General features: G+C 42.7%; 22 protein-coding genes and 2 pseudogenes. 9 read left to right on the top strand and 15 right to left on the bottom strand.

Translation table 11 applies throughout. The features are described 5' to 3' along the window. Positions 1–339: 339 nt before the first annotated feature. From JOC94_RS06580 to JOC94_RS06570, 3 genes are all read right to left on the bottom strand, one after another. Positions 340–1,428, bottom strand: coding sequence for a hypothetical protein (locus JOC94_RS06580; RefSeq protein WP_077109737.1), 1,089 nt, complete (start codon positions 1,426–1,428; stop codon positions 340–342). A 224-nt stretch (positions 1,429–1,652) separates the two neighbouring features. Then, the gene (locus JOC94_RS06575) at positions 1,653–1,850 is read right to left on the bottom strand and encodes an SE1832 family protein (protein ID WP_077109693.1); all 198 of its coding nucleotides are present in this window, start codon (positions 1,848–1,850) and stop codon (positions 1,653–1,655) included. Positions 1,851–1,897: 47 nt separating this feature from the next. Further along, positions 1,898–3,097 (bottom strand): CynX/NimT family MFS transporter, encoded by a 1,200-nt coding sequence (locus JOC94_RS06570; RefSeq protein ID WP_236017003.1) that lies wholly within the window; start codon positions 3,095–3,097, stop codon positions 1,898–1,900. A 121-nt stretch (positions 3,098–3,218) separates the two neighbouring features. On the opposite strand from JOC94_RS06570, the gene JOC94_RS06565 reads away from it, so the two are divergent. Beyond that, the gene (locus JOC94_RS06565; protein ID WP_236017002.1) at positions 3,219–4,196 is read left to right on the top strand and encodes an NAD(P)H-quinone oxidoreductase; all 978 of its coding nucleotides are present in this window, start codon (positions 3,219–3,221) and stop codon (positions 4,194–4,196) included. 31 nt (positions 4,197–4,227) lie between these two features. Then, on the top strand, positions 4,228–5,025 hold the full coding sequence (locus tag JOC94_RS06560; protein WP_077109695.1) for a YihY/virulence factor BrkB family protein: 798 nt from the start codon (positions 4,228–4,230) through the stop codon (positions 5,023–5,025). Here JOC94_RS06560 and JOC94_RS06555 read toward each other — a convergent pair. Further along, positions 5,016–6,599: a bifunctional metallophosphatase/5'-nucleotidase gene (locus JOC94_RS06555; RefSeq protein WP_077109696.1), complete on the bottom strand. Its 1,584-nt coding sequence runs from the start codon at positions 6,597–6,599 to the stop codon at positions 5,016–5,018. The two genes, JOC94_RS06560 and JOC94_RS06555, sit on opposite strands and share 10 nt — an antisense overlap. An 80-nt stretch (positions 6,600–6,679) precedes the next feature. Further along, positions 6,680–7,591, bottom strand: a complete 912-nt coding sequence (locus tag JOC94_RS06550) for a S66 peptidase family protein (protein ID WP_077109697.1) — start codon at positions 7,589–7,591, stop codon at positions 6,680–6,682. A gap of 110 nt (positions 7,592–7,701) precedes the next feature. Here JOC94_RS06550 and JOC94_RS06545 point away from each other — a divergent pair, with 110 nt between their 5' ends. After that, the gene (locus JOC94_RS06545; RefSeq protein ID WP_077109698.1) at positions 7,702–8,460 is read left to right on the top strand and encodes an AAA family ATPase; all 759 of its coding nucleotides are present in this window, start codon (positions 7,702–7,704) and stop codon (positions 8,458–8,460) included. 253 nt (positions 8,461–8,713) lie between these two features. On the opposite strand, the gene JOC94_RS06540 is transcribed toward JOC94_RS06545, so the two are convergent. After that, entirely contained in the window at positions 8,714–9,259 is a 546-nt protein-coding gene (locus tag JOC94_RS06540) for a hypothetical protein (RefSeq protein WP_236017001.1), read from the bottom strand. A gap of 914 nt (positions 9,260–10,173) precedes the next feature. Between JOC94_RS06540 and JOC94_RS06535 the strand changes: the two genes are divergently transcribed. The 5 genes and pseudogenes from JOC94_RS06535 to JOC94_RS06515 form a co-directional block, all read left to right on the top strand. Then, on the top strand, positions 10,174–11,193 hold the full coding sequence (locus JOC94_RS06535; protein WP_077109699.1) for a DUF1646 family protein: 1,020 nt from the start codon (positions 10,174–10,176) through the stop codon (positions 11,191–11,193). 386 nt (positions 11,194–11,579) lie between these two features. Then, on the top strand, positions 11,580–12,131 hold the full coding sequence (locus JOC94_RS06530) for an arginase family protein (RefSeq protein ID WP_408021903.1): 552 nt from the start codon (positions 11,580–11,582) through the stop codon (positions 12,129–12,131). A gap of 960 nt (positions 12,132–13,091) precedes the next feature. Then, the gene (locus tag JOC94_RS06525; protein ID WP_077109700.1) at positions 13,092–13,304 is read left to right on the top strand and encodes a hypothetical protein; all 213 of its coding nucleotides are present in this window, start codon (positions 13,092–13,094) and stop codon (positions 13,302–13,304) included. A 38-nt stretch (positions 13,305–13,342) separates the two neighbouring features. Beyond that, on the top strand, positions 13,343–14,020 hold the full coding sequence (locus tag JOC94_RS06520; RefSeq protein WP_139345540.1) for a hypothetical protein: 678 nt from the start codon (positions 13,343–13,345) through the stop codon (positions 14,018–14,020). An 811-nt stretch (positions 14,021–14,831) separates the two neighbouring features. Then, positions 14,832–15,266 (top strand): annotated as a pseudogene (locus JOC94_RS06515) (arginase family protein); the annotation flags it as partial. A 345-nt stretch (positions 15,267–15,611) separates the two neighbouring features. Here JOC94_RS06515 and JOC94_RS06510 read toward each other — a convergent pair. The 6 genes from JOC94_RS06510 to JOC94_RS06485 all read right to left on the bottom strand — a co-directional run bounded on the left by JOC94_RS06510 (position 15,612) and on the right by JOC94_RS06485 (position 20,767). After that, the gene (locus JOC94_RS06510) at positions 15,612–16,508 is read right to left on the bottom strand and encodes a DUF1002 domain-containing protein (RefSeq protein WP_077109703.1); all 897 of its coding nucleotides are present in this window, start codon (positions 16,506–16,508) and stop codon (positions 15,612–15,614) included. Between the two features lie 10 nt (positions 16,509–16,518). Then, complete coding sequence (locus JOC94_RS06505; RefSeq protein ID WP_077109704.1) at positions 16,519–17,553, bottom strand: SepM family pheromone-processing serine protease; 1,035 nt, start codon at positions 17,551–17,553, stop codon at positions 16,519–16,521. A 231-nt stretch (positions 17,554–17,784) separates the two neighbouring features. Further along, on the bottom strand, positions 17,785–18,567 hold the full coding sequence (locus JOC94_RS06500) for a cobalamin-binding protein (protein ID WP_077109705.1): 783 nt from the start codon (positions 18,565–18,567) through the stop codon (positions 17,785–17,787). Positions 18,568–18,569: 2 nt separating this feature from the next. Then, positions 18,570–19,028, bottom strand: a complete 459-nt coding sequence (locus JOC94_RS06495) for a nucleoside deaminase (RefSeq protein WP_077109706.1) — start codon at positions 19,026–19,028, stop codon at positions 18,570–18,572. A 35-nt stretch (positions 19,029–19,063) separates the two neighbouring features. Then, positions 19,064–19,753 (bottom strand): phosphoribosylaminoimidazolesuccinocarboxamide synthase, encoded by a 690-nt coding sequence (locus tag JOC94_RS06490; protein ID WP_077109707.1) that lies wholly within the window; start codon positions 19,751–19,753, stop codon positions 19,064–19,066. Between the two features lie 111 nt (positions 19,754–19,864). Next, positions 19,865–20,767 (bottom strand): LysR family transcriptional regulator, encoded by a 903-nt coding sequence (locus tag JOC94_RS06485; RefSeq protein WP_077109708.1) that lies wholly within the window; start codon positions 20,765–20,767, stop codon positions 19,865–19,867. A 168-nt stretch (positions 20,768–20,935) separates the two neighbouring features. Between JOC94_RS06485 and gdhA the strand changes: the two genes are divergently transcribed. Beyond that, on the top strand, positions 20,936–22,318 hold the full coding sequence (gene gdhA / locus JOC94_RS06480; protein ID WP_139345542.1) for an NADP-specific glutamate dehydrogenase: 1,383 nt from the start codon (positions 20,936–20,938) through the stop codon (positions 22,316–22,318). A 26-nt stretch (positions 22,319–22,344) separates the two neighbouring features. Here the strand turns inward: gdhA and JOC94_RS06475 are convergent. The 3 genes and pseudogenes from JOC94_RS06475 to JOC94_RS06465 all read right to left on the bottom strand — a co-directional run bounded on the left by JOC94_RS06475 (position 22,345) and on the right by JOC94_RS06465 (position 25,906). Continuing rightward, a pseudogene (locus JOC94_RS06475) lies at positions 22,345–23,723 on the bottom strand (FAD-binding oxidoreductase). Positions 23,724–24,289: 566 nt separating this feature from the next. Beyond that, a complete protein-coding gene (bioB, locus tag JOC94_RS06470) occupies positions 24,290–25,300 on the bottom strand; it encodes a biotin synthase BioB (RefSeq protein WP_077109709.1) in 1,011 nt (336 codons plus the stop codon). 15 nt (positions 25,301–25,315) lie between these two features. Continuing rightward, positions 25,316–25,906, bottom strand: coding sequence for a biotin transporter BioY (locus JOC94_RS06465; RefSeq protein WP_077109710.1), 591 nt, complete (start codon positions 25,904–25,906; stop codon positions 25,316–25,318). Between the last annotated feature and the right edge of the window lie 76 nt (positions 25,907–25,982).

Below are 25,982 nucleotides of genomic sequence, written 5' to 3'. Positions count from 1 at the left end.
GTTAATATCGCAAGTAATCCTCTTTCCCATTACTCCATGCAGTTTGCAAGGGGTATAGTTTGCAAAGGGGCTGTCCAGAAAGTCGGTGAAAACCGTTTTTCTCTGTGACAGCCTTTTCCTTTTCATTTTTCTTTTTTATCAAAAACGTGGAATTCGGGATTGTGGCCCTGGCCCACAACTTCCTAAAAGTGGCGGGCATTTGCCAGCTACTTTCAAGGGGAGACCCGAAAAACACAAAATCAGGCGAAGGAAAACAAACCGTTTTCCTCCGCCTGATTTATTTTAAGGGCTTTTTAGAAACCTCCTGTCAGTTTGGCCTGACTTTCTGGACAGCGCCTTTTAATCTTCTTCCAAGTTGTTGGCCAAGTGGGTCATTTCATTTGAAATGTCCTTGTAAATTTCTAATAAGCGGGATGGATCAGATTGTTGTCGATAAATTGTGTCCAATTGATCCTGAAACTGTTTGGCTTCGGCCAGAAACTTTTGTGCTTCGGCCATTTGTTCACGGTATTTACTTTCCACTTTAGCGACCTCTTCCGCTATTAGTTCATCTGTCCCTGGAGCGATCGTCAATTCATACATATCAATGACTTCGTCTCCCGCTCTTGATGGAAAATATTCGTGGGGTGCGGTGCTGTCAAAAACAGCCCAGCCTAATTCCCTTACAAGAACCATATCCAAGCTTTCGGGATCAAAGCCGCAATGATAAATTTCCATGTCATAACCCCGCTTTTCCGCCTGCGCGACAATTTTTTTCAGCAATGTCGACTTGCCCGTTCCTGCCCGGCCTTTTAACAAATATCTTTTCGACAGACCTTCCGTAATATTTTCAACAAAATCAAACGAGCCTTGATGCGTTGTTGTTCCTAAAAATCGCCGTCGCGCTGTCCCTGTACATCCTTTGGATGTTTCTTCAAATAATTTCTCGATTAGCGATTGTGCCACATCGTCCGCTTTTGCGAAATCCATTCTGTCGATAAACAACTTCTCCCAATCATCATGAACGCTCAATGCGTCCGCATAGCTCTCATACGCTTTGACCAGGGCTCGATTCCTATCTTCCATTATTTTTTCCGTTTCATTCTGGTTTTTTTCCATTACATCCAGATCAACCGTTTCCCAACCGTCACCGACAAAATGTTTTCCTACATTACGCGGCGGATCCCCATCCACGATGCCGAATCCGAGGTCACGGATGATAAAACCTTCTACGGCGTCCTGATCACTTGGCCGGTGGATTACTTCCAAGTCAAAACCCTTTCCGATCCAGTCGTCCAATAACTTCCCGATTAACCGTGATTTTTCGACATGTGATTTTCCGGATAAAATAAATACGCGATCCAGTCCCCGCAAATTACTGTCGTACAAACAGTAAAAACCCTTCGCGGTATTTCCGCCGGCAAAGTACCGCAATACTTTCGCGTTCACTTTTTCACTCCTCAAACTATAGCTTTTGTTTCTTTCTTCCAGCCTATGCAAGAAATTGTTGATGTGTACTTTATCCCGCATATAAGGTGCCGTAATACTCCCACTTCAAAACCTGAATTGATGCAAAAGGTCTAAGTGGGAGAAAACGGCACCTAAATGCCCGATTTGTTCAACTAACATTCAGTAGGAGTTGGAAGAAAACTCCTACTGAATGAAGTTTCACTTTATATCTTTTTTTCGGCAAGTTCGAGTTCATCAAGCAGTTGATAACATTTCTTCAGCTCTTTTTCCAATCCCTCGAGCTGTCTTTCAAGCGGATGAAGGTTTCCTTTTACATACTCCAGTTTTTCCAAGTCATGTTGAAGCCTGACATAATCCGCTTTAATATCGGCAATTTTATATTCGATTTCAGACTTTTTCATTTTCTGCCCCTCCCAAGATTCCTACATAAAAAGTACGCCAAAAGCAATTACAGGACATATTTATTTTTTCCTGCGCCAATACCCGCCAAAGTCATTCCGCAAACGACCCCCATAAGGGTAATAATCGGCAATGTCCATGATTGTGTCAAGTCAAGTTCGTATCCAATTAACATGGGGCCGATAGCGGACATTAAATACCCCAAAGATTGTGCCATCCCGGACAAACGTGCTGCATCCATCACATCTTTTGCACGTAAAACAAAGAAAGTCAACGCCATGCTAAAGCCGGCTCCTTGAGCAAACCCCAATAATATGATGCAAACGGTCAACATCGCTTGGCCGCCCCCCGCCAAAAGACCGGAATAAGCGATCAAATAAATAGAGCCGATCACAAGTACGATACCTCTTTGGTTTTTTAACCTGCCGGCAATCACCGGGGCAATGAAAGAAGCCGGCAAACCCGCAAACTGGAGAATTGACAACATCCAGCCCGACATCGTGCGACTAAACCCATGGCTATAAGCAATTTCTGGAATCCATGTGATCAGAGAGTAAAATAAAAATGACTGCATCCCCATAAAAAATGTGACTTGCCAGGCAAGCTTGGAGCGAAATAAGCTCCCATTAGACCGCACGATATGGATTTTCCCTTTGTCTTCCTTTTGCTTACGAGTTAACGGAAGCCAAACAACAAACGCAATGGCCGCTAAAAAAGCCCAGGCCAATAAAGCATTTTTCCATCCCCAGCCAAGATTTTCCGATAAAGGAACGCTGAGTCCGGAAGCGAGGGCTGCAAAAATTCCGAGCGACGTCGTATATACGCCTGTCATAAAGCTCGCTTTATCAGGAAATCTCAACTTAACAATACCCGGCAATAATACATTGCCTATGGCAATGCCGATGCCGATCAGGACTGTTCCGAAAAAAAGCGTGCCGACACTTCCGCTTGAACGGATGATGATGCCGGCGGCCAACAACCCTATACCTATTAATATGGCGAGTTCATTTCCCAGTTTCCTTCCAATTATAGGGGCAAAAGGGGAAAGTGCGGCAAATGCCAGCAGAGGCAAAGTGGTAAGCATTCCAGCCACCCCGTTGGACATCCCGAGATCTGTGCGGATCGAACTGACAAGCGGACCGACAGAGGTAATGGCTGGCCGCAAGTTAAAAGCAATAAATATGATGGCACATACAAGAAATACTCTCTGATTTGCAGTTTGTTTTGTCATTGGAGAAAATTCGTTCATTACTTCATCAACCTCTTTTTAGAAACCCGATATTCTGGAAAAAACATGTTTATTTTTATACGATAACAGAGATAGCGCATATTTACATTAGTTTTGATTTTTCAAATTGGAACGGAGGGTCATGATGAAAGCAATCCTTGTAGATGAAAAAGGAAATGTAAAGATTGGAACTACAGAAAAACCGGACATTGCCCCTGATGAACTTCTTATTCGGGTAAAGGCGACTGCTTTAAACAGGGCCGATTTGTTGCAAAAGCGCGGGCATTATCCGCCGCCACCCGGTGCATCCCCCATTCTGGGTCTGGAAATGTCTGGAATTGTAGAAGAGATGGGAGAGCATGTTCAGGGTTGGAATAAAGGTGACCGTGTGTGTGCCCTTCTTCCCGGAGGCGGTTATGCCCAATATGCGGCTATTCCGGCAGGAATGGCCATGCCTGTTCCGGAAAACTTGTCATTTGAAGAAGGAGCCGCTATTCCGGAAGTTTTTTTAACAGCGTATATGAATATGTTTGACTTGGGAAAGCTGCAGAAAGGACAAAGCATATTGATTCACGCGGGTGCAAGCGGTGTCGGTACAGCCGCGATTCAGCTTGCTAGAGAAGTCGGCGCCAACATCATTGTTACCGCCGGATCACAAGAGAAACTCGACCTTTGCCGTTCTTTGGGGGCTGATACCATCATCAATTATACAGAAGGTCCTTTTCTGCCGGAGGTAAAAAAAGCGGCGACTGACGGGGTCGATCTTATACTGGACTTTGTCGGAGCCCCTTATTGGGAGCAAAATATAAACGCCCTGGCCCTCGACGGCAGGCTTGTGTTGGTCGGGATAATGGGCGGGGCCAAAGTGAAAGAGGTGAATCTGTTGAAGATAGTATTTAAACGAATTCAAATCATTGGAACGACTCTTCGTTCACAGCCTGTTGAGAAAAAAATCGCTTTAACGCAATCTTTTGCTGCTTTTGCCTTGCAAAAGTTTTCTGAAGGGCGACTAAAACCCGTCATTGATTCAGTGTGGGATTGGAAAGATGTCAATCAAGCACATGAACGAATGGAGAAAAATAAAAATGCGGGGAAAATTGTTTTGAAAATAGGGGAATAATATAAAAGAAGTACAACCCGGAGGGAAAGATATGAAAATCATTTCTTCTGTTTTCAAACGTTTTTTTACGGAACGGTTTCATGACCAATCTGCACAAATGGCTTATTTTTTTATGTTATCCATCTTTCCCTTCTTAATTTTTGTTATTTCTCTGCTTAGTTTTTTACCGATCCATTCAGCCGACGTCTTGGCCGCGATACAACAATTTGCTCCAAAAGGGAGTTATAAACTGATAGAAAACAACGTGATGGCCATTTTAAGCGAGCACCGGACAAGACTGGCTTCCATCAGCCTACTTGCCGCTTTCTGGGTTTCTTTCATGGCGGTGCAGTCGCTCGTCCGGGCAATGAATGATGCCTATGGCATTCACAGACAAGAAAGTTTTTTTCTCGTCTTTGGCAAAGATTTATTTTTAACTGCTATCATTATGGTGACATTGGCCATTTCCCTGCTCGTTCCCATTGGGGAGGAAATTGGCCGCATCTTTTTATCCTCCCAGTTGGAACTCTCCCCTGTTTCTTATCAAACATGGATGATCATTAAATGGGGAATTGGTTCGGCTTATTTGTTTTTGTTCTTTCTTTTCTTTTACAAGCTAGTGCCCAGTGGCAAGGTTTCGCTTTCTTCCGTCCTGCCCGGAGCACTCTTTTCGACGATTTCTTGGCAAGCCGTTTCAATCGGATTTTCCTATTATGTTTCTTATGTCAATTACTCCCAACTTTATGGACAACTCAGCAGCATGATGGTGCTCATGGTTTGGTTTTACTTGACCGCCGCGGTTTTACTGACAGGCGGTCTCGTGAATGCCGCCTTTATCCATCAATCATAAATGACTTTCCAATTATGGTTTACCGTTGCCTTTACTTTTTTTCTTTCTAACAGGTAGTTGGCAATCAATTCAGATACATCTGTTGTGATTTCCTTTATGACCGGTTTCCCCTGAAACATGAAGTACTGCCCGCCACCACCGGCCCTGTAGTTGCTCATGACGACATCATAATGGGCATCGGGCTTTACAGGAGCGCCTTTATATAGGAGCTTGACGATACGCTCTCCTTCAGGCTTGGAAATGTTAATTGTATACTCGATCCCTTCCCACATATCATAGTTATAATGCTGCGGTTTTGGGATTGTAAATGTTGGATTGACTTCAATTTTTCCGCCTTTATATTGTTTAAAATAGGAGGCCGAGCGCTCCAGGGCGTCTTTCATGTCCTTTCCCGTAATACGGACAACTTTTAATGTATTCGGATATATGTAATTCGAAACAACATCTCTCATCGTCACATTCTCTGGAAATCCCGGTGATTCATTGTCAAACAAGGCAGTTGCGGAAATATCAACACCGGCCGCATCCATTTGCACTTTATTGATAAACTCGATTAATGGATGATCCCCCAGTCTGATCTCCAACGCGTCGTTTACACGCATGTCCCCTTCTATTATGCCAATCGGCTGATCAAGCCATTGCTGGGTGATTTCCTCATATATTTTGACCTTCTCAAGTACTGCCTCATCCTCGGGCACACCGACAACAGGCAATAGCTCCGAATCCTTGTGAATGACTGTCCATTTCCCATCCCTTTTCTCCAGTTCCATTTCAGCCTTGCCGAGAAAAGAACCTGAGCTTCCCGGCTGAAGTACAATGACACCGTTCACTTTTTTCCCCGCAATTTGCCGATGCTGATGACCGGTAAGCAGCACATCAATTCCTTCGACTTCATGGCACAGACGATAGCCCTGATTTTCTCGGGTAATTTTTTCAATCGGTTCTCCTGTGTCTAAATCGCGTTCAAATCCGCCATGGTATGAAATGATGATCACATCAGCCTGCTTCTTTTCTTTCAAGAAAGGAACCCATTTTTTCGCTGTTTCAACCGGATCGTCAAAAGCGAGTCCTTGTATATGCTCGGGCTTTTCCCAATAAGGGATATAAGGCGTCGTTAAACCAAGCACGGCCACTTTTAACCCATTTGCATATCGTTTTACCATATAAGGCTTTCCAAAATAAGGGGTGCCGTCCGCGCTGCTTACAATATTGGCTGACAACCACGGATACCGGGATTGCGAGATGGCAGCTTCAAGCACTTCCATGCCATAATTGAATTCATGGTTTCCCAACACACCAGCATCATACTGAAGTTCATTTAATACGACCACCATGGGGTTTGGAAGGTTGTTCTTGGAATCCGACCGAACATATTGATATGTTAACGGTGTCCCCTGGATCAAATCGCCGTTATCAATTAACAGGGTATGGTTATTTTTCTTTCTTTCCGCTTGAACAAGGGTAGAAATTTTACCGAGTCCGACATCTGCATATCCATTTGTTCCATAATGGATTGGAAAAATATTGCCATGGACATCGCTCGTTTGCAGGATTACGAGTTTCACTTTTTCCATAGGTTTCATGTCTCCTCAACCAGTCAATTCATCATAATGGTATAATGTAATGTTCGTGGTAGCAAGAAGCTTGCCTAAAATCAATCACAAATTCGGAGACTTCGCTGAAAACCATTTATTTCGGCAAGGGTCCCGAACGGGAGCGCGACCGCAGGCCGGCAATGACCTGCCCGAAGGTTGAATAATACCGGTATGTTAAAGGGCAGGAATAATTCTTTAAATAAGTTTTTGAGCGGCCAATCATTGGATGGTGGAGAACAACCTGTCCATGAACCGAGAACAATGCCCGCCGCGGCAGCAAATTTCCCGGCGATGGCCAGTTGATTCAACATCCGGTCCACTCGATACCACTCTTCATTCACCTCCTCCAAGAATAAAATTTTCCCCTTCGTATCAAGTTCATACGGTGTTCCCATTAAACTGGCAATAAGACTTAGATTTCCTCCTGTTAATATGCCGCGGGCTTTTCCGGGCACGAGACATTCGATGGGCTCACCAACAGGATTATCAATGATGCGCGCTGAAAATGGACTTTCTAAAAACGACTGCAATGTATATTTGGTATATTCATCCGCATCAATTAAATCGGAGGCGGGCATTGGTCCATGTATAGTCGAAATCCCGCTTTTTTGTTGAAAGGCAATATGCAGGGCCGTAATATCGCTATACCCGATAAACAATTTGGGGTTATCTTTTATAAGCGTATAATCGAGCAAAGACAAGATTTGCGGTGACCCGTACCCCCCGCGCAAACAAAATATGGCGGATATTTCCGAGCTGGCGAACATCTTGTGTAATTCTTCAGCTCTCATTTCAGGCGGTCCGGCTACATATCCCCTGTATTCCTGAAAACATGTGTCGCCGACCTCTACTTCCCACCCAAAACCTTTTAATGCCTCCACACTTTTTCTGAGATATCCCGCTTCAACCGGGCCTGCCGGAGCTGTCAACCCAACTTTATCACCGGGCACAATGCCTTTTTTCCTTTTCATCTATTTCACCACCCATTAGGAAATTGTCGTTTATTGCCGGGGAAATATGTAACGATTTTTGACCGCAAATGTTGTAACATGGAATTAATATATATGTTGGGGCGATTCATATGAAACTACATCAGTCAAATCAATATGTTAAAAGAATTGCATTAAAGCAAGAACAATTGCCTTCCATGTCCAAGTATCCTTTCTCCCTTCCGGCCGTCAAAAACCTGCAAGAACTTCATTTCCATCCACAAGTTACATACTTTGTCGGAGACAATGGAATGGGGAAATCAACATTGTTGGAAGCTATCGCAATCAGTGTTGGGTTTAATCCGGAAGGCGGCACATTCAATTTTAACTTTTCAACCTATCACTCCCATTCCGAACTGGAACAGCACCTTCGGGTAATACGAGGAGTCCAAAAACCAAAAGACGGATTTTTTCTGAGGGCGGAAACATTTTATAATGTGGCTACACATATAGAAGAGCTTGATCAAGAACCAGGAACAGGATCACGCATCATCGACCAGTACGGAGGCACTTCATTACATGAACAGTCTCACGGCGAGTCTTTTTTTGCCGCCTTTACGAATCGTTTTAGGGGAAACGGCCTATATATATTGGATGAGCCGGAAGCGGCATTGTCCCCTTTAAGACAATTGTCCATGCTGGCCCGGATTCATGATCTCGCGGGGCAGTCATCGCAATTCATCATTGCCACCCACTCCCCCATCATGATGGCATACCCGGATTCAATCATCTATGAATTTACCAAAGATGGATTACAAGAAACAAAGCTCGAAAATACAGGCCACTATTCCATCATGAAACAGTTTTTTGATGATAAAGAGCGGCTACTTTATCATTTATTACAAAATTAGCTGTTTTGAACCGAGACAAATGGACATCATTCAAAATACTGAAATGGAGACCCATTGTTAAACCTGCCGATAAACGAAGGTGAAGGATATATGCTTGGAAAGGCCCGTAATGAAATGCTTGATTTGATGCATTCTGTTTCCCGTTCATAGGAAAATCCCTGCCATGAAACAGACAGTGAATTGGAAAGGACGACTGTTATTGTATTTGGGCAGACGTTTCATCACACCATCCGAACTAAATACCGGAAAATAACTAAGCGATCATGTTTTTGAATCTCTTTATGAAGAAGTGGCTGGTCCAAAGCCAAACCCAGCCGTACCAAGCCGAAAACAACAAAATTCCAAACACGATCCGAATATCCGGCGAAGTTGATACGACGGGTCCGAACAATGGAAACTGCAATCCGTATAAAACGAAGAAAATCCCGGATGCCAACGTGAAAGACGTAATCACTCCGGCAGTTAAGCGTGTATTTGTAATCAAAAAACAAAAACCAATGGCCAGACCAAGCAGCCCGGTCGTAAAAGGAAAAATCAGCAACTCGCTTGGATAGAAAAATAACACGAGAATGGTCAAGAAATAAGACAGCATTCCTAGTGGTAGTGAAAAGATGGTACAAACAATAATGGGAGCTGTTGAAAGGAGGCTAATGAGATATCCCGCCCCTTGAAACAGCGCTCCGGCTGATTGAAAAGCCGCGGCAAGTCCACTAAAAAGCGCTGTCAATACAAGCTTGTGTTGAAGCGGCATATGTTTGCATGTATGGTGAACTGCGATGACATCTTCCCAAATGGACAATGATTTTCCCCCTTTTTGAAACTGATACAGTATATGACCTTCCTTTCTCGTTGATTCCTTCCCGGCAACAGTCCCAGCCCTTTTTCTACTTGCGGAATTATCAGAATCAAATTTTAGTTATTCTATGAACCTATTACCTGAAAGGGAGGATTTCAGTCTTGAAGCGGATATCACTATCAGCATTGTTTGATAGTGTTGAGCCCGACTTTAACCGTTCCTGCCGCAAATGCCAAGGAAATCTCCGCCCTGCCGCCACCGGCACAAAAGGTTTTTGATTAACAAATGATTAAAAAGAGAGATGTCGCGGACATTTATAACGATATTGCGCATCAACCAAGCCGTGTGTAGCCGGTACGGAAATAGAATGGAATGTCGTCCGGTATATTGAATCAAAACCCGATTCCTATGGATATGCAACAGAAAGCCAGCCATTCTACATACAGCGGAAGATACCATTGATAAATGAAAAAAGAAAAGTGAAAAGAAACTGCTGAGATAGCGAACTGCTGTATATCAAACATCTCGCCCTGATACGCCGGCATTGCAAAAATCGCGTGTGGCCCCAAATCAGTAGAGTATTAAAAAATTGTTGAAGGAATACATGATGAGTCTGGGACATAAGCAAATACGAAATAGCAAAGAGTCTGGGAGAAAACGGCACCTAAATGCCCGATTCGTTCAACTAACATTCAGTAGGAGATGGAAGAAAACGCCTACTGAATGAAGTTTCACTTTATTGTTCGTTTTCTAATCAGCTGATTTAGCTGTGTTCCAGACTCTTCTTATCTACTCATTCCTGCTTCTTTTCATAACCGTAAAAGCCTCGACACCTATTATTTTCCTCTATCATCATGATTTAATGATGTCTAATTATGCTATAATAGAAAGAAAAACAGAGAAAAGGATAGAAATATATGATTTTAGGTTTAACAATTATATTAATTCTCGTGCTATTTTTACCGTTTACCGTTCATAAAGTTGAAAAGAATTTGGAAGCCTTTTTATTTATCATGGGGCTTTTGGCTGCCGCAATCAGCCAGGTGCTTACGGGAGCCCTTTTTACAAAAGCGTTGGTGGATCCGGTACATATTACGTTGGCAGTATTAATTGCCGGCTTACTATTTAAATGGTTTCAGTCTTCGATTGAAAAAGGAATTTTGGGGATGAGCCGAGCTATCCCGGCCCGCCTTTTCATCGCTTTGGTTGTTATTATTCTCGGACTTATTTCCAGTATCATTACTGCCATTATCGCCGCAATCGTATTAGTCGTGATTGTAAGCGTGCTCCGTCTAGAAAGAAAGTCGGAAATCCGCCTCGTCATATTGGCGTGTTTCTCGATCGGTCTTGGAGCTGCTTTAACTCCAATCGGTGAGCCCTTATCAACGATTGCTGTAAGTAAATTAAACGCAGACTTTTTCTATTTGTTGCATTTAATTGGTCCCGATGTCATTCCCGCAGTCATTTTGTTCGGCATTCTGGCAGCCATTATCGTGAATCCAAAAGGGAATGGCGGGAGCCTTGGAGCTAGCATGGAGTCTGAAAGCTACAAGGAAATCTTCATTAGAGCGTTTAAAGTGTATTTATTCGTTATGGGCTTAACATTACTGGGTGCAGGTTTTGAGCCATTCATCGAAAGATATTTGCTCGGGTTGAGCCCGCAAATTTTATACTGGATCAACATGATCTCGGCAGTTTTGGATAATGCAACTTTGGCCGCGGCAGAAATCAGTCCGCAAATGACAGATACTACTTTAATTTCCATCCTGTTGGGACTTCTAATTAGCGGCGGGATGCTGATTCCCGGAAATATACCGAACATTATCGCCGCCGGCAAATTGAACATTACGAGCAGCGAGTGGGCCCGTTTTGGCGTTCCTGTCGGATTGATTGCCATGATTTTATACTTTATTGTCATTCTCCTATTTTATGTTTAACCAAAAAATAATTAAACGGCTTTAGCCTGGCACTCAAGGGCTAAAGCCGTTTATGTTTGTTATCCACTTACTATGCTGCAGCTCTTTCTTTTTTAGCATATTCTCAGTGACCTTTTTAATTTTTTCAAATAAAGCACAAAATCAAAAGATATTATGTTCATTCTATTGCCTAATTACCTTTACCATCCTGTTTACCAGCACATAGTCTACTAGCCACAACTTGAATTCAAATCCAAATGACGTTTACATTTTGTCAAAATGACGTAATAGATATTATATATACAAGAGAGGAATGAGTTACATGCTTTATGGCAATACCCCGTGTTTTTTAAATGCAGAGAATATTTCCAAAAGCAAAGATATGTCGAACGTGGATGCCATAGTATATGGTATTCCGTGGGAAGGCGCAGTTACTTGGGGGGGACTATACAGGATGTGAACTTGGTCCGAAAGTCATGCGGCTTTGCTCGGCAAGATATAGCGGGTACTTGCCTGAATTAGACCATATTGATGTATTCGAGCATATTACATTAGGTGACATCGGTGATATCGATGTCGTACCTGCTGACGTGGAAAAAACAATGAACAGAATTACAAATTTCACTAGCAACCTTTGGCGAAGCGGTAAATTCATCATCGGATTAGGTGGAGACCATGGTGTGACATTTCCCATTGTAAAAGCCCTAGCAGAAACGACAGGCAAAAAAGTGGGTATTATCCACATGGATGCACATTACGACAATATGCCCCATTACAGTGGTGACAAATTTGCAAGATGTACGCCATTCGCAAGATTGTATGAACGAACCGATGATTCCATCGATATGGTCGGTCTTAATCCGGATGTCGTAACCGGCCATCAACCTCGCGACTTCATCGTCCGAGAAGCGGTAACCAGACCACACGCACTTAAAGCGCACCCCCTCTCCATTCGGTAGCGTCATATGTACATATTCATTTTCACAGTCGTCTAGTTCGGATTTGTTGTGTTCGTTATTCGGCGGTGTCTTGGTTGGATTAAACGGTTGTAAAAACGACATTGGAGCACCCTCCTTTTCTTTATCATGGAATTCCTCAAGCAAAGCTAGGGTGGAGATCTTTTCTCGCATAAAAAACACTCGTTAAAACGCTTTGTACAAAGCATTTTTGTGTTATATTAAGCATATAGAAATCATGAAAGCTAAGTGGAGGGTAGTTCAAGAAGTCACGAGTGTTCTCGGCTAATTCATAAAAAACCTTATGTAATAGTTTTAGTATTACATAATATGTAATAATGATAATTAAAACCAAGTAGAATCTCAAGAGGTGAATGGCGGTATGTTCAGTGTTTTTAAATACATCCTGAATCTGTGGTATAGATTGTTAAAACAATAGAAATCCAGTACTATCCACACACTGAACTGCTCCCCGTCAAGGTTGTACCCATGCCGGATAACAACAAACCAGATAAATTTCATGAATTTATGAAAGAACAGATTGGCCTCCTTTTGATTAGACTATGAAATTCATTCACACAGATCCCATTTGTTTTTTATGTGTATTTTATTTTTTTTTGCACGTACATTTATAAGCCTTTATGCCTATCCATATCTATAATATATATACATATAGTCATTTTTTTACACAATTCCTTGCAATTTTTTAGGAGTTTGCTATAATATCCGGAAGAATTGTAAGTATTTTCAATCAAATCAAAAAAAGGAGACGATTGAAATAGATTTAGCACGATAGCATTTGAAGAAGGCAGAAAATTATACGTGCGGAGGCTTCATGTCAAGCGGCACGGCATTGGATCTTTATACAATTAAATGAGTATACTTGATTGCCTTTTGATACATTTGATTGCCAAATACAAATGAGGTGATCTATGGAGTAATATTTGAGGAGGAATTGATAGATTGTTTTTTAAAAAAATGACAAATGAAGAAAGAAAAAGTACTGAAAAGGCTATAAAAATAGGATTTGCTTTTTATATGGTTGCTTTATTAGCAAGTTCTATATACTCATTTATTACAAGCTCGGGATTTAATATTTCATTTATAATTTTAATGGCTGGATTGGTAGTTTTTTTTGTAAGTGATTTTATACTAAATAAATTTAAAAGACCTTGAATGCAACAAACATATTTGTATTTAAGATTATTATGAAAATGAAAAAGTTTAGTGTTTTGTTCTTAAGTTTGGTGCTTTTTCTTTCTACACTATCTATATCTAACCTAAAAGTGCAGGCACAGTCGCTAAATCAAAATCCGAATGGTGGTAAGTCAGTGTATTCTGCTATAGGAATGAGTGAAAACTCTTTGAATGACGAACTTGATCAGCTAATTAATTTATTAGAAGAAATGGACTCCAAAGGAATTGATATTATTAACTTAGAAAATAATAAGTCTGAGCAAATTGAATTATTGAGTCCTGATGCAAAAGAACTTTACTTAAAATACGAATTAGAAATTCAAAATAACGGAACAAATGAAGTTGTAGGAAATGTTTTATATTCTGAGAATTCCTCAGTGAATCCTGGAGAAATTGGAACCCTTACTAAAAAAACTAAAGTTAGAGGTATTTATATTTCTAATGCAACTGTAAAAAAATTAAATACAATTACTAATTATAGTGGAGGAATTTTTGGGGTAGCTGCCGCCCTTATTAAAATGAAACTAGGATTATCCCCTACAGCTTTAACTATGCTAATATTAGCTGTTGGTACTTTAGGGATGAAAGTTGTTAATTCATGTAATAAATATAAAAAGGGTTTTTATCTCTCAGGAGAATTTTATGGGACTATAACAATGCCTCAGGGTGTTGTCACTTGTGTCCCTAGAAAATGATTATTAGTTAGAAAAAAGATCAACCGACTTTCCAAAATAACTTTTTAAAGAGCCTTTTTTGGCTCTTTTTTATTTTGGCCTGGCGGGTAAGCGTAAAATAGCCCACACCTAGTACGTTTGTACCGCTCCCTGTCAAGTAGACAGTGAAAAAACAAAAAAATTATGCCACAGCTTGGTGCCGGTGTTCTAATGGTGCTAGGCTGCTTAATCTCTTTATCTTTTGGCATCGTTCCTCACTTTGAACCACCCGCCACTTAGCTTACGCTTGAAGTGGGGGGGGGGGTTCCTAAGAACACATTCGTAACCGAAAGTTATGGATTAGGCTATCCCTGCGGTCCCCGCAGTTAGAAGCTGTATGGCTTCGTTTTTTTCAAATTTTTACTTGCGTTAACTGGTCACCACCAGTATATCACAAGGTTATTAACAGGACGACCATCATCTTTATTGCGATTCCCAAACAAAAAAAATAACTTCTCCCACATGGGGTTGTGGGAGAAGAGAAAAGGGGTGAGCTTGACCCGTAAAGGGTAAGCGTTCTGATGCTCTAACCGATATGGTGCCGCACCGCACCGTATAGTAAACAGACACGGAACAACGCCACTAAAACACCCCCACACACACAGAACATCTAAATTCTATCATGTCTGTTCAGTTTCGTGCAAGATAAGTCGCGAGAATACCCGCTCACCCAAAATCGGGCACAAGCCTCCAGGACTTTTTACCTTTATATTCACTTATTTCGAGAGAAACGTTACAATCAAACGTTTTACCCTTCTTACTTTTCGCGGTGACCAAGACCTACCCACCGGAGGAAGGCGTTAGAAACGAAAGCCTCGTTCACACTGGAATTCATGGCCCAAGGAACAAACCGGACAGTGGAAAACTTGCCAAAGAAGCTGGTGCGGTGACAGTTACCATTAACGATATCCGCAAAAAAAATCTCATTGAAACTGCAAATGAAGTATATGAAATGGCAAGTAAAGATGTGGATGGTGTATACTTGAGCATCTGCAGCGATGTTCTTGATTTTGCATTCAACCCTGGAGGCCCGGTGGACGGCAATGGGCTTTCTTCTTATGAACTATTAACGCTTGTTCACGAGTTTACGAAAAAAGGCGTGATTGGAATGGACTTTGTTGAAGTATATCCTCAGCAAGATCCAAACCAATTTTCAGCTCACTTAGCTTCCACTATTATTTTATATGCTTTAGCCGGAAACGCCCTTAATATGCAAAATAATGGATAGGTAAAGTGGATAATCGGAATTTTTCACTTAGCTCAAGATCTTGAATCGAATCATTTTAAGTGCTACAACTTTCCATTACAAACAACATATTTGTAAGGCTTGGCAATCATGTAATACCCCGCTTTAAAGTGTGATGGACACTGTAGTGGTCATTATTTGTAGAGGTCTTGTCCTGAAAGCCTGTGATGCTGTTAAAACATTTGTCGGATAATTTTGTAAATTTTTCCAAAAACTGCATTAAGACACTCAGGTGTTCCAATGGAAAGTGGCCCCTTTCAAGATCCGGACTTTCTTGCATCGTCCATATCCTGAAAGGGGCCCTATTATTTCAAGAGCTTTTGATGTTTATTTAAATAAATTGCGGAAGAAGTCGGCTATCTTTTGGAAAAAGTTTGCGACTTTATCCCAAAATCCTTCATCGCCGACGACTTCCTCCAGCTTTCCCTTAATATCTTCCAGTTGCTTTTTTACACCGTCAAAGTCAATTTCCAGAGACCTCATTTTATCAAATAGGTCAATTAGTAATTGACGATCCTTTTCGCTTAACTCGATGTTCATCTTATTTAATTGTTCTTCGACAATTTGTTCCACATCTTCCCGTGTAGCCGGATTTTGCTCGGCGATCATTTTTTTAATTTCGGTTAACAGTTCTGTTACCTTTTCATCGTTCAGCCCTTCCTTATTAGCAAGTTCGGTGGCAAGGCTCAATTCTTCATTCGCCACTTCCATCCGATCTTTGTCAAGAACTTCACCTTTTGATTCATAAGCTTTATAAATGCCGACAAGGGCGGAATGCCCTGTTACCTTCACTGGGGAGGCAACATCCACATTGGCATTTTCGACTCCGGCGGTTAAAAGGGCGTTCGAATACATTTCACTCGTTACTTCCGTAATGTTTTCCGGTGTAACGATGGAAACAACAAGGCCATTCCCCTTTTCTTTCACGGTAATTTTTGCTGAAGAAAACATGCGGGATTTGGGATTTCCGCCAATTAAACGCGCTAAGTCCTGGGCGGTTACCGTAATTTCGTCGACATTTTCCGGGTTCGTCACTTCAAGCAGCTTGCGCACTTCATCCTTTTGTTCATTCGTCAGTGTTTCCCCATAAACAACGATCGGCACTCCCAGTTTCTCATTGATGACATCGTCTTTTTGCGCTGCTGCATTCATTTGTCCAGATAAAACAAGCACCGAACAAATCAGACCCATTATGACTGCTTTGCCAATACGTTTAAACACCATAATTCCCCTCCTAAGGTTTTGGCGGAAGTTTTTCCAAAAATTTAATGGCTTCCTCCAACGTTTCGACTGGAACAATCTTTACGTCATAGCCGTATTTCTCAGCTTCTTCCATTACAGTTTTTTCATTTGTGTCAGTCGGCTCTATATCTTTCGGACAAAAGAATATGTCGATATCCGCTTTATCAACAGCAGTGATTTTCTCACGAATGCCGCCAATTTGTCCGACCTTTCCGTCCTGACTAATCGTTCCAGTGCCGGCAATTTTATAACCTTTCGTAATATCCCTGTTTTGAAGCTGTTTATAAACTTCCAATGAGAACATCAATCCTGCGGAAGGTCCTCCTATATCACCCGCTTTTATTTTTACTTTCCTGGACGTTTCCAATTTCGTATAATCCGAAAGGACAATGCCCAGACCAGCCTTTGTTTTCGAATGTTTAAGCGGGATGAGTTCGATTTCCTCTTTTTTTTCCACCCCGTCCCTGTTCAATCCAACCGTAACTACATCTCCCGTCTCTTTCCCTTTGAGGTAAGCAAGCAAATCAGAGGACTTTCGTACAGGGAGACCATCCACTGTATGAATAATATCCCCGACTTCCAACGATCCTTTCGCTTTCGACTTTTCGTCAACCGCTTGGATAATGACCCCTTTTGGATAAATATTTACCTCTTCCCCAGCCGCTTTTAAACCGGCAACGACTGCGCTTTCCTGGGAAGAATCCATTAAATATTTAAGCCAGCGGTTGTATTCCTGATCCGTCATGTTGCCTTTTACACTCGTGGAGCGTTCAACAGCGGCATGAGGAGCGAGAAGCCCATAAGCCAAATAATAAATATTGCTCGCCTTCATTGAAAGGACTGTCGTTAAATACAGTTGTCCTTCTGCCTCTTGTTCCCCATCCTCCACAAGTACCTTCGAGCCTAGCTCCTCAACTGACCCGGGCTGGAAAATATGAAAAGGGGTGGGGACAAATAAAGAGACTATGAACAAGATCACGATGCCTGTAAGTATTCTTTTTTTTCTTGTACCTTTTGCTGGCAGCATCAATATTGATCCCTTTCTTTCTTGAAAAGAAAAAATCATTCATGTTTTATTTTACTTGAAAGCGAACGATTCTATAAAGGAAAAATGTCCTGTCCGTCCCCTTAAAGAAAATTCGAGTGGCAAAATCCGTTAGCATGAGCTTTGTTTGGTTCGTTTTTATGAAGGCAAGAGTATTTCCCCTGCTTCAAAAATACATTCACGTAAACAAGTCAATCCCCGCCATTCGGTACGTTACCGCGGCGGGGACTGACCCCACAAAGTATTCATCAGCTTGTCAAGCCCAAGCAATAGCCTGGGCGAGGGCCGGCAATACAGTGAATCTCCAAGAACATGCACGGATTGATTCTGTACTGCCTTCATCTTTTCCCATCCCGGCCGCTTTAGCAATAAATGGGGGTTTACTTTTTCTTCTTTCACCCCGACCCACACGAGACAAATATGATCCGGGTTTCTTTTCCTAACTTCTTCCCAGTCAGTCTGTACATTTGCCTCTGGTTCTGTGGCGAAAATGTTATATGCGCCAGCAAGCTCGCTTATTTCCGTTAACCAGTTTGCTCCCCCAGGAGTAAAAACAGGTTTCGGCCACCATTCCCAATAGAGGGAAGGTTTTTCATCCTTCTGTTCGGAAAATTTCCTGTAGCGGCTGACGCTCTCCCGGAAAGCGCGGGCTTTTTCGCTGCCTGTTTCTTTACAATGGAGCGCTTCGGCAACTGTTTCGATGTCACACGCAATATCCTCTAGTGTATTCGGGTTTAAGACGATATGGGGAATATTCCTTTTGTTCAGCTCGTACACATTTTTTTCCATTCCCGGCACACTGAGAGAAGCCAACACCAGGTCTGGCCGCAAGGACTCAACCTTATCCATATCAATAGTAAGATCAGGTCCTACCCGCGGCAAATCAGCCACTCGATCCGGCCAATTGGAATAATCATCAACAGCAACCAACATGTCTTCTTTCCCCAAATACCCGACTACTTCCGTATTGCTTGGACAAATGGATACAATCCGCATGATTACTCCCCTTTTTTCGCTTTCCAATAATCAAGTGGATCTTTTTCTTCACCTTTAACCGGCATATGGATCATTTTGACGGATCTTTCTTCCCGCGGCAGAGCCAGTTGATTGTATATATAGACAGATGTGCCCATGCCTGCCTGTTTGGCTTCCTCAATCGATCCGGCATAATAGACTGTGTCAATGCCCGCATAGTAAATGGCCGTCATGCACATGGGGCAGGGCTCGCCGCTCGCATACATAATCGAACCGCTTAAATCATTCGTTTGCAATTGTTCTTGAGCTTTTCGAATCGCGACAAGCTCGGCATGTCCGCTCACATCAAATTTTTTGTGCAGTTCGTTGACCCCTTCTGCAATCACTTCACCATTCCTTACAAGAACAGCCCCAAAGGGCGTGCCCCCTTCATCTACATTTTGGTTCGCCAACTCAACGGCTTTTTTCATAAATTGATCCATTTCTCCCCCTCCAATTTATCGAAATGGTACTTTATTTATTCACCGTTCAACAGCAACCGGCCAAGTTCAAGCGGCTCAATATACCGGCCGTTTTTATACGCCCGCATGTTTCCACCTGAAATTTCATCAATCAGCGTAATGTCCCCATTTTCGCCAACCTTGCCAAATTCAAATTTAATATCGTATAACTCAATTCCTTTTTCACTTAAGGCGTCCTTTACGATCCGTCCAATCTTTTCCGCAAGTCCTGTTAACTGCTTATATTCTTCATTTGTTAAAATACCCAGCATGACCAACGCATCTTCGCTGATCGGGGGATCCTGGCGCTCATCATCCTTCAATGTGACTTCAACAAATCCGTCCAATGGTTGTCCTTCCTCGGCATAGGCGCCGTACCTGCGATAAAAACTGCCTACAGCCCTATAACGGCAAATCACTTCAAGCCCTTTTCCAAATTGTTTGGCAGGCTTCACAATCATCGTATTTTCTTGCACATTTGCACTTACATAATGGGTAGGTATGCCCTTTTCCTGCAAAAGTTCAAAAAAGTACTTCGTCAAGCGAAGACCGGTTTGTCCTGCTCCTTCAATCGTCAATCCGACAGTGTTGGCTCCAGGGTCAAAAACGCCGTCTTCCCCGGTAACATCATCTTTAAACTGAAGCAAAAAATTCCCGTCTTCCAGCTCGTATACGTTTTTTGTTTTTCCTTCATATACCAGTTTCATAAGGACCCCCCATATGTTGATAAAATTTTACTCAATCTCACTTATTAATATACATGAAATAAATACGTATGTCTCATCGTATTTTTTTGATTCAACTCTTTCCTGCCGATACTAGCGATAGCCGCTCAACTTCTGGAAGAATTCTTTTAAAAATTGATGAAAAACCAATTCTGTCGGGAGCAATTTTCGGTTTTTAGGAATAATCATTCCAACAGTCCGCGTTACATGCGGCTCGGAAAGAGGAACTTTTTGCGTCGCCCGCGGCAAGCTGTCCACCAGCGTAACTTCAGGAAGCAATGTGACCCCGAGGCCGGCAGCAACAAGACCCTTGATCGCGTCGATATCCTTCCCCTCAAAAGACACCATTGGAACAAATCCGTATTGCCGGCATGCATCCTCCACAATATCCTGCAAAATATACCCCTTTGGCGACAAAATAAATGGGTCCCTGCGCAAATCCTCCAGATTAATGGAAGCTTTCGATGCCAAGGGATGACTAACATGCAGCAATGCCACGAGATCTTCAACAAATAACACTTCGCTTTTGACTCTTGTTTCTTTTTTCGGAACGGGTCCAAGCAAAGCGAGATCGACCTCCCCCAACACGACTGCTTCCACCAGATTACGATAAGAATCTTGGTAAAGTTGGATTTTGACATAAGGATGTTCTTTTCTAAATGCGGATATGATCGTAGGGAGCAAATACGCCGCCAAGCTGCTCGGAAAACCAATGCGGACGGTCCCTTTTTCCGGATCAAGGCGTTCTTCAATCTCTCTTTGGGCCTGCTCAATCAGATTCATGGCGTGTTCCATCTTTTCAAGAAACATTCGTCCAATTGCCGTCAAACGAATACTGCGACCTTCACGTATGAATAAATCAACCCCCAGCTCCGCTTCCAAGTTGACAATTTGCCTGCTTACCGCGGATTGGGCGACATGCAGCGCCTCGGCAGCTTCCGTCATATGTTCCCTTTTTGCCACCTCAATAAAATATTGAATCTGTCTTAATTCCATTCGACTATCCCCGCTCTCAAATGATTAATCTCATTTTGGCATTAAAATTATCTCATATTCATATTGTATAGATTAATTGTAAAAGATAAAATAAATTATACCAAGTTTTTTTGGACGTGGTTTTTTTTGAAAATGACATGAAAATACTGGTGAATGGGAGTGAAAACAATGGCAATGATTATGAAAATGGAAAATCATAAAGTGAAGGCGGCGAAAACTTACATTGACAATGTATACAACACTGTAAAGGAAAGAAATGCTAACGAGCCGGAATTTTTACAAGCCGTTCAAGAAATTTTCGACTCTCTTCTGCCTGTATTCGTTAAACATCCTCATTATATGGAGAATGGTATACTTGAAAGAGTCGTGGAACCGGAACGCCTGATCACATTCCGTGTGCCATGGGTTGATGACCAAGGAAAGGTGAGAGTAAACCGCGGATTCCGGGTACAATATAATAGCGCATTGGGACCGTATAAAGGCGGATTAAGATTCCATCCTTCCGTTAACGCAAGCATCATTAAATTTTTGGGATTTGAACAAATTTTTAAAAACGCCCTGACTGGCCAGGCAATTGGCGGCGGAAAAGGCGGAGCCGACTTTGATCCAAAAGGAAAATCGGATGCGGAAATCATGAGATTTACACAAAGTTTCATGACAGAGCTTAGCAAATATATCGGCTCCGATGTTGACGTTCCAGCCGGAGATATCGGTGTCGGCGCAAGAGAAATCGGCTATATGTTTGGCCAATACCGCAGAATGCGCGGTCACTTTGACGCAGGCGTCCTGACCGGTAAAGGAGTCGGATATGGCGGAAGTCTTGGACGGACTGAAGCAACTGGTTACGGTCTTGTTTACTTCGTTGAAGAAATGCTCAAAGATAAAGGCATGAGCTTTGAAAACAAAACTGTGGTCGTATCAGGATCGGGAAATGTATCCTTATACGCGATCGAAAAAGCACAGCAATTTGGCGCTAAAGTTGTTGCGTGCAGTGATTCCACCGGGTATATTTATGATCCTGAAGGCATCTGCATTGAAACACTTAAACACTTAAAAGAAGTGGAAAGATGCAGAATTTGCGAATACATTAACGAACGCCCCAATGCCCAATATTTTGAAGGCAGCGAAAATATCTGGACAATTCCTTGCGACATTGCCCTTCCATGCGCCACACAAAATGAATTGGATAAAAACGCGGCGGAAACCCTTGTGAAAAACGGGGTAAAAGCGGTCGGAGAAGGGGCAAATATGCCTTGTACACATGACGCAGCGGAAACATTCCTGAGCAATGACATCCTCTATGCGCCAGGAAAAGCATCAAACGCTGGCGGTGTGGCGGTTTCGGCACTGGAAATGGCTCAAAACAGCTCTAGAATGCCGTGGTCCTTTGAAAAAGTGGATAAAGAACTTAGAAAAATTATGACCAACATATACCAAGACAGCATAAAAGCGGCTGATGAGTATGGCATGAGCGGAAACCTTGTTGCAGGCGCCAATATAGCAGGCTTTGTAAAAGTTGCCGACGCGATGCTGTTCCAAGGTGTTATTTAATTAAAAATGCGCAGAGACTTCATTCTCTACGCATTTTTTTCATTGATTGGAAGAACCTTCCCAGGGTTTAAAATATTGTTCGGGTCTAATAACTGTTTAAAAGCAATCATGACATCCAAGGCTTCCCCATGTTCTTGTCTTTGGTATTTTAGCTTACCAAGACCCACTCCGTGTTCTCCGGTGCATGTTCCCCCCGACAGCAATGCTTTATTGACAATTTGTCTATTTAAATCTTTCGCTTTATCGATTTCCTCAAGGGAATTTGGGTCAAATAAGATCATAACATGAAAATTCCCGTCTCCCACATGACCGACGATACCGCCTTTTAATCCCAAGACATCCAGTTGGGTGTCTGCAAACTCCACATTGTCCGACAAAGCGGAGATCGGAACGCATACATCCGTCGTCATACTGGCAAGCTCACGACTGCCGTGTCGCAACGCATAATTTAACTCGTGGCGCGCTTTCCACAGCAAGGCCCGTTTAAGCGAATCCGTTTCAAACAAGAACTCAAGACAGCCCGCCTCTTCCACAATTTCTTTGACAAACTCGATATCTTCCTGATTTCCCGCCTGATTTCCGTGGAATTCAAGGAAAAGCGACGGTGCCTCGGGGTAATCGGTTTCGGAATAAGCATTCACAGCTTTGATGCTTCGGGAATCGACTAGTTCAATACGGGCGATTGGAATACCCGCAGTCAGAATGGAGACCGCCGCATCCACACTATCCCTCACCGTTTTGAAAAAACAACGGGCCGCAACAATGTTTTCCGGAATACCATGGAGCTTCAGCGCAATTTCCGTAAACACTCCGAGCGTTCCTTCCGAACCGACGAACAAACCATTTAAATGAAATCCCGATGAAGACTTTTTGGCGAGGCTCCCCGTTTGAATAACGCGACCGTCGGCAAGCACGACTTCCAGATTCAAAATTTGATCCCGCATACCCCCGTAACGAACCGTCAAAGTGCCGCTGGCATTTGTTGCGGCCATTCCGCCAATGGACGCATCCGCACCCGGATCAACAGAAAAAAACAATCCGTATTTTTGAGCTCCTCATTTAATTGAACACGTGTAACGCCAGGCTGTACGATAGCAACCAAATCTTCCGGCCTTACTTCCACTATTGTATTCATCCGTTCAAAGTTCATCGAAATTCCTTTGTGGATTGGAATGGCCTGCCCTTCCAAACCGGAGCCGGCACCGAATGGGACGACTGGGATGTGGTGCTTATTCGCATATTCGACAATTTGAACCACATCATCTTTTGTCTCGGGAAAAACAACTACGTCCGGCTTCACAGCTTCATAATCAGACTCGTCCTTGCTGTGATGCTGTAAAAGTGTTTCATTGATCGATACTTTACTTTTTCCGATCAAATCACACATTTCTTTATATATATCCATGGCTAATCCCCCAACTTAATAAGAAAATCTGTTTTCATACAATCATATCATACAGGACGAGCCCTATTGCGAATTTTTCATACAGCCACCGCTTGTCTTTGCAGTCAAATTTCCGGGAAGGAAAGTTCTTTCGTTTTCTTTAAGATGAAATACATAGCTGAGAACGGGTTTTTAAAAAAGAGCTTTTTATCAAAGGACCTTGAAAAAACAGCTCAAAAAAGGAATTCATAGCAACACAATCCCCAATAATGCAAAAGTCATCCAGCAAGCATATCCCCATTTTTGAAGAATATTTTTTACCGCCCCATTAAAATCGGCTAACGTGTTGATGGATGATTCCAATAACAAAAATGGGCACGGGCACGCATTTACATAAAAGTCAAAAAACAACCTGTTTTAAAGCCATACAGGGAGCAATGTTAACAAGAAAGTCTCTTGGGAGAAGGCTTAGATATTTGGAGGAGCTTTCAGAAGAAATTGGCATCAAGTTGTATGCCGACACCCTCCCCGCAAGACCACCATCATGGAAAAGCGGCTGTTTCTCCATCTGAAACAGACGCCTTCCATTACAAAATCGCTTTTGCTTTTTCCCGATTTAACGGTTCCAAATCCACCTCAAAACCCATGTCCGTGAGCATTTGCCAATCCGTGGAGCCTTCCTGCCCTTCGGTTGTCAAATAGTCTCCGATAAAAATGGAATTGGCTGGATACAAGCCGAGCGGCTGGAGGGTGCGCAAGTTAACTTCCCTTCCCCCGGAAATTCGAATTTCCTTCGTCGGATTCATGAATCGAAACAGACAGAGCACTTTTAAACAATAACGGGGATTTAATTCATCTGTCCCCTCAAGAGGCGTCCCGTCAACGGCATGAAGAAAATTGACCGGAATGGAATCCGCATCAAGTACTTTTAAGCTCCGGGCCATGTTGATGACATCTTCTTTCGTTTCTTTCATGCCGACAATGACCCCGGAACATGGCGAAATCCCGGATTCTTTCACCGTTTCCACCGTGTTGACACGATCATCATATGTATGTGAAGTCGTAATATTGGAATGGTGGCGGCTTGACGTATTGATATTATGATTGTAACGGTCGACCCCCGCTTCTTTTAAACGGGCAGCCTGTTCAGGCTTTAATATGCCGAGGCACGCGCAAATGGTCATTTCTTTATGGGTAGATTTAATTTCTTTGACGGCATCGACCACAATATCCAGTTCACGACTGGCCGGGCCGCGTCCGCTCGCCACAATACAATAAGTTCCCGCATTCAATTCGGCCGCCCTGCTTGCACCCGCCACTATTTCTTCTTTTTTCATCATGGAGTATTTTTCAATCGGTGCTTTTGATACAATTGATTGAGCACAATACCCGCAGTTTTCCGGGCACAGACCCGATTTCGTATTGATGATCATGTTCAATTTCACTTTATTGCCGTAAAACTGTTTCCGCACCTGGTAAGCTGCGTGAAGCAGCTTTAACAAATCTTCATCCGGGCACTCCAGAACAGCCATTGCCTGCTCATCTGTCAGCTCTTTTCCTTCCAATGCCATATCTGCGATATGTTCATATATATTCATCGTTCCATCCTCCCCTTACTTTCCTGTTTTCACAATCTTTCTCATCCGATGCGCAAACATCCCGGCAAATATCGCCAGAATAATATCTTTTGGAAGCGGAACGGCCATCCATGCCCAAGCCATTTTATAGGAAAAAGCAGCTGGCGCCTGCGCCCAAAGTTTATATGCCATATACATCCAATTCGTTCCAAACACATAGCTGAAAGCCGTTCCAATCAATGCCGCCACGATAAATCGGAACATGCTCTTGTTTTTCTCAACCATTTTTCCTGTTATGTATGCCGTAAACGCAAATGCAATGATAAATCCGAAGGTAGGGCTAATGATTTGGCCAATGCCGCCTTGAAACCGCGCAAACACCGGAGCTCCCATAAGACCAATCAATGCATATACACCCATTGAAACAGCTCCAAGACGCCCGCCGAGAAAAGCCCCCGCCAAGACCGCAAAAAAAGCCTGCAGGGTGATGGGTACCCCGCCGACAACCATGAAGGGCAAAAAAGATGTGATATTGGCCCCTACCATCATCAAAGCGGAAAATAAGCTGATATACACCATATCCAGTGTTCTCATCCTGCTTTTACCGCCTACAGCCGACGCGCCCATTGTACATCACTCCCTTTTTCGTATTATGTTGAGAATAATAGATTTTAAGCATAATTGTCAACCCGATAAAAATATT

Source organism: Siminovitchia thermophila (assembly GCF_016909185.1).
GTDB lineage: Bacteria > Bacillota > Bacilli > Bacillales > Bacillaceae_C > Siminovitchia > Siminovitchia thermophila.
Note: the sequence above shows the minus strand (reverse complement) of the source record. Positions and strands in the feature narration are given on the sequence as shown.

Coding starts and splice junctions, on each gene's coding strand:
- JOC94_RS06530 (WP_408021903.1), top strand. CDS start 11,580: ATGGTATTCCGTGGGAAGGCGCAGTTACTTGGGGGGGACTATACAGGA.
- JOC94_RS06575 (WP_077109693.1), bottom strand. CDS start 1,850: ATGAAAAAGTCTGAAATCGAATATAAAATTGCCGATATTAAAGCGGAT.
- gdhA (WP_139345542.1), top strand. CDS start 20,936: ATGGCAATGATTATGAAAATGGAAAATCATAAAGTGAAGGCGGCGAAA.
- JOC94_RS06485 (WP_077109708.1), bottom strand. CDS start 20,767: ATGGAATTAAGACAGATTCAATATTTTATTGAGGTGGCAAAAAGGGAA.
- JOC94_RS06560 (WP_077109695.1), top strand. CDS start 4,228: ATGAAAATCATTTCTTCTGTTTTCAAACGTTTTTTTACGGAACGGTTT.
- JOC94_RS06465 (WP_077109710.1), bottom strand. CDS start 25,906: ATGGGCGCGTCGGCTGTAGGCGGTAAAAGCAGGATGAGAACACTGGAT.
- JOC94_RS06550 (WP_077109697.1), bottom strand. CDS start 7,591: ATGAAAAGGAAAAAAGGCATTGTGCCCGGTGATAAAGTTGGGTTGACA.
- JOC94_RS06495 (WP_077109706.1), bottom strand. CDS start 19,028: ATGGATCAATTTATGAAAAAAGCCGTTGAGTTGGCGAACCAAAATGTA.
- JOC94_RS06510 (WP_077109703.1), bottom strand. CDS start 16,508: ATGGTGTTTAAACGTATTGGCAAAGCAGTCATAATGGGTCTGATTTGT.
- JOC94_RS06565 (WP_236017002.1), top strand. CDS start 3,219: ATGATGAAAGCAATCCTTGTAGATGAAAAAGGAAATGTAAAGATTGGA.
- JOC94_RS06570 (WP_236017003.1), bottom strand. CDS start 3,097: ATGAACGAATTTTCTCCAATGACAAAACAAACTGCAAATCAGAGAGTA.
- JOC94_RS06490 (WP_077109707.1), bottom strand. CDS start 19,753: ATGAAACTGGTATATGAAGGAAAAACAAAAAACGTATACGAGCTGGAA.
- JOC94_RS06505 (WP_077109704.1), bottom strand. CDS start 17,553: ATGCTGCCAGCAAAAGGTACAAGAAAAAAAAGAATACTTACAGGCATC.
- JOC94_RS06500 (WP_077109705.1), bottom strand. CDS start 18,567: ATGCGGATTGTATCCATTTGTCCAAGCAATACGGAAGTAGTCGGGTAT.
- JOC94_RS06545 (WP_077109698.1), top strand. CDS start 7,702: ATGAAACTACATCAGTCAAATCAATATGTTAAAAGAATTGCATTAAAG.
- JOC94_RS06520 (WP_139345540.1), top strand. CDS start 13,343: ATGAAAAAGTTTAGTGTTTTGTTCTTAAGTTTGGTGCTTTTTCTTTCT.
- JOC94_RS06555 (WP_077109696.1), bottom strand. CDS start 6,599: ATGGAAAAAGTGAAACTCGTAATCCTGCAAACGAGCGATGTCCATGGC.
- bioB (WP_077109709.1), bottom strand. CDS start 25,300: ATGAATATATATGAACATATCGCAGATATGGCATTGGAAGGAAAAGAG.
- JOC94_RS06535 (WP_077109699.1), top strand. CDS start 10,174: ATGATTTTAGGTTTAACAATTATATTAATTCTCGTGCTATTTTTACCG.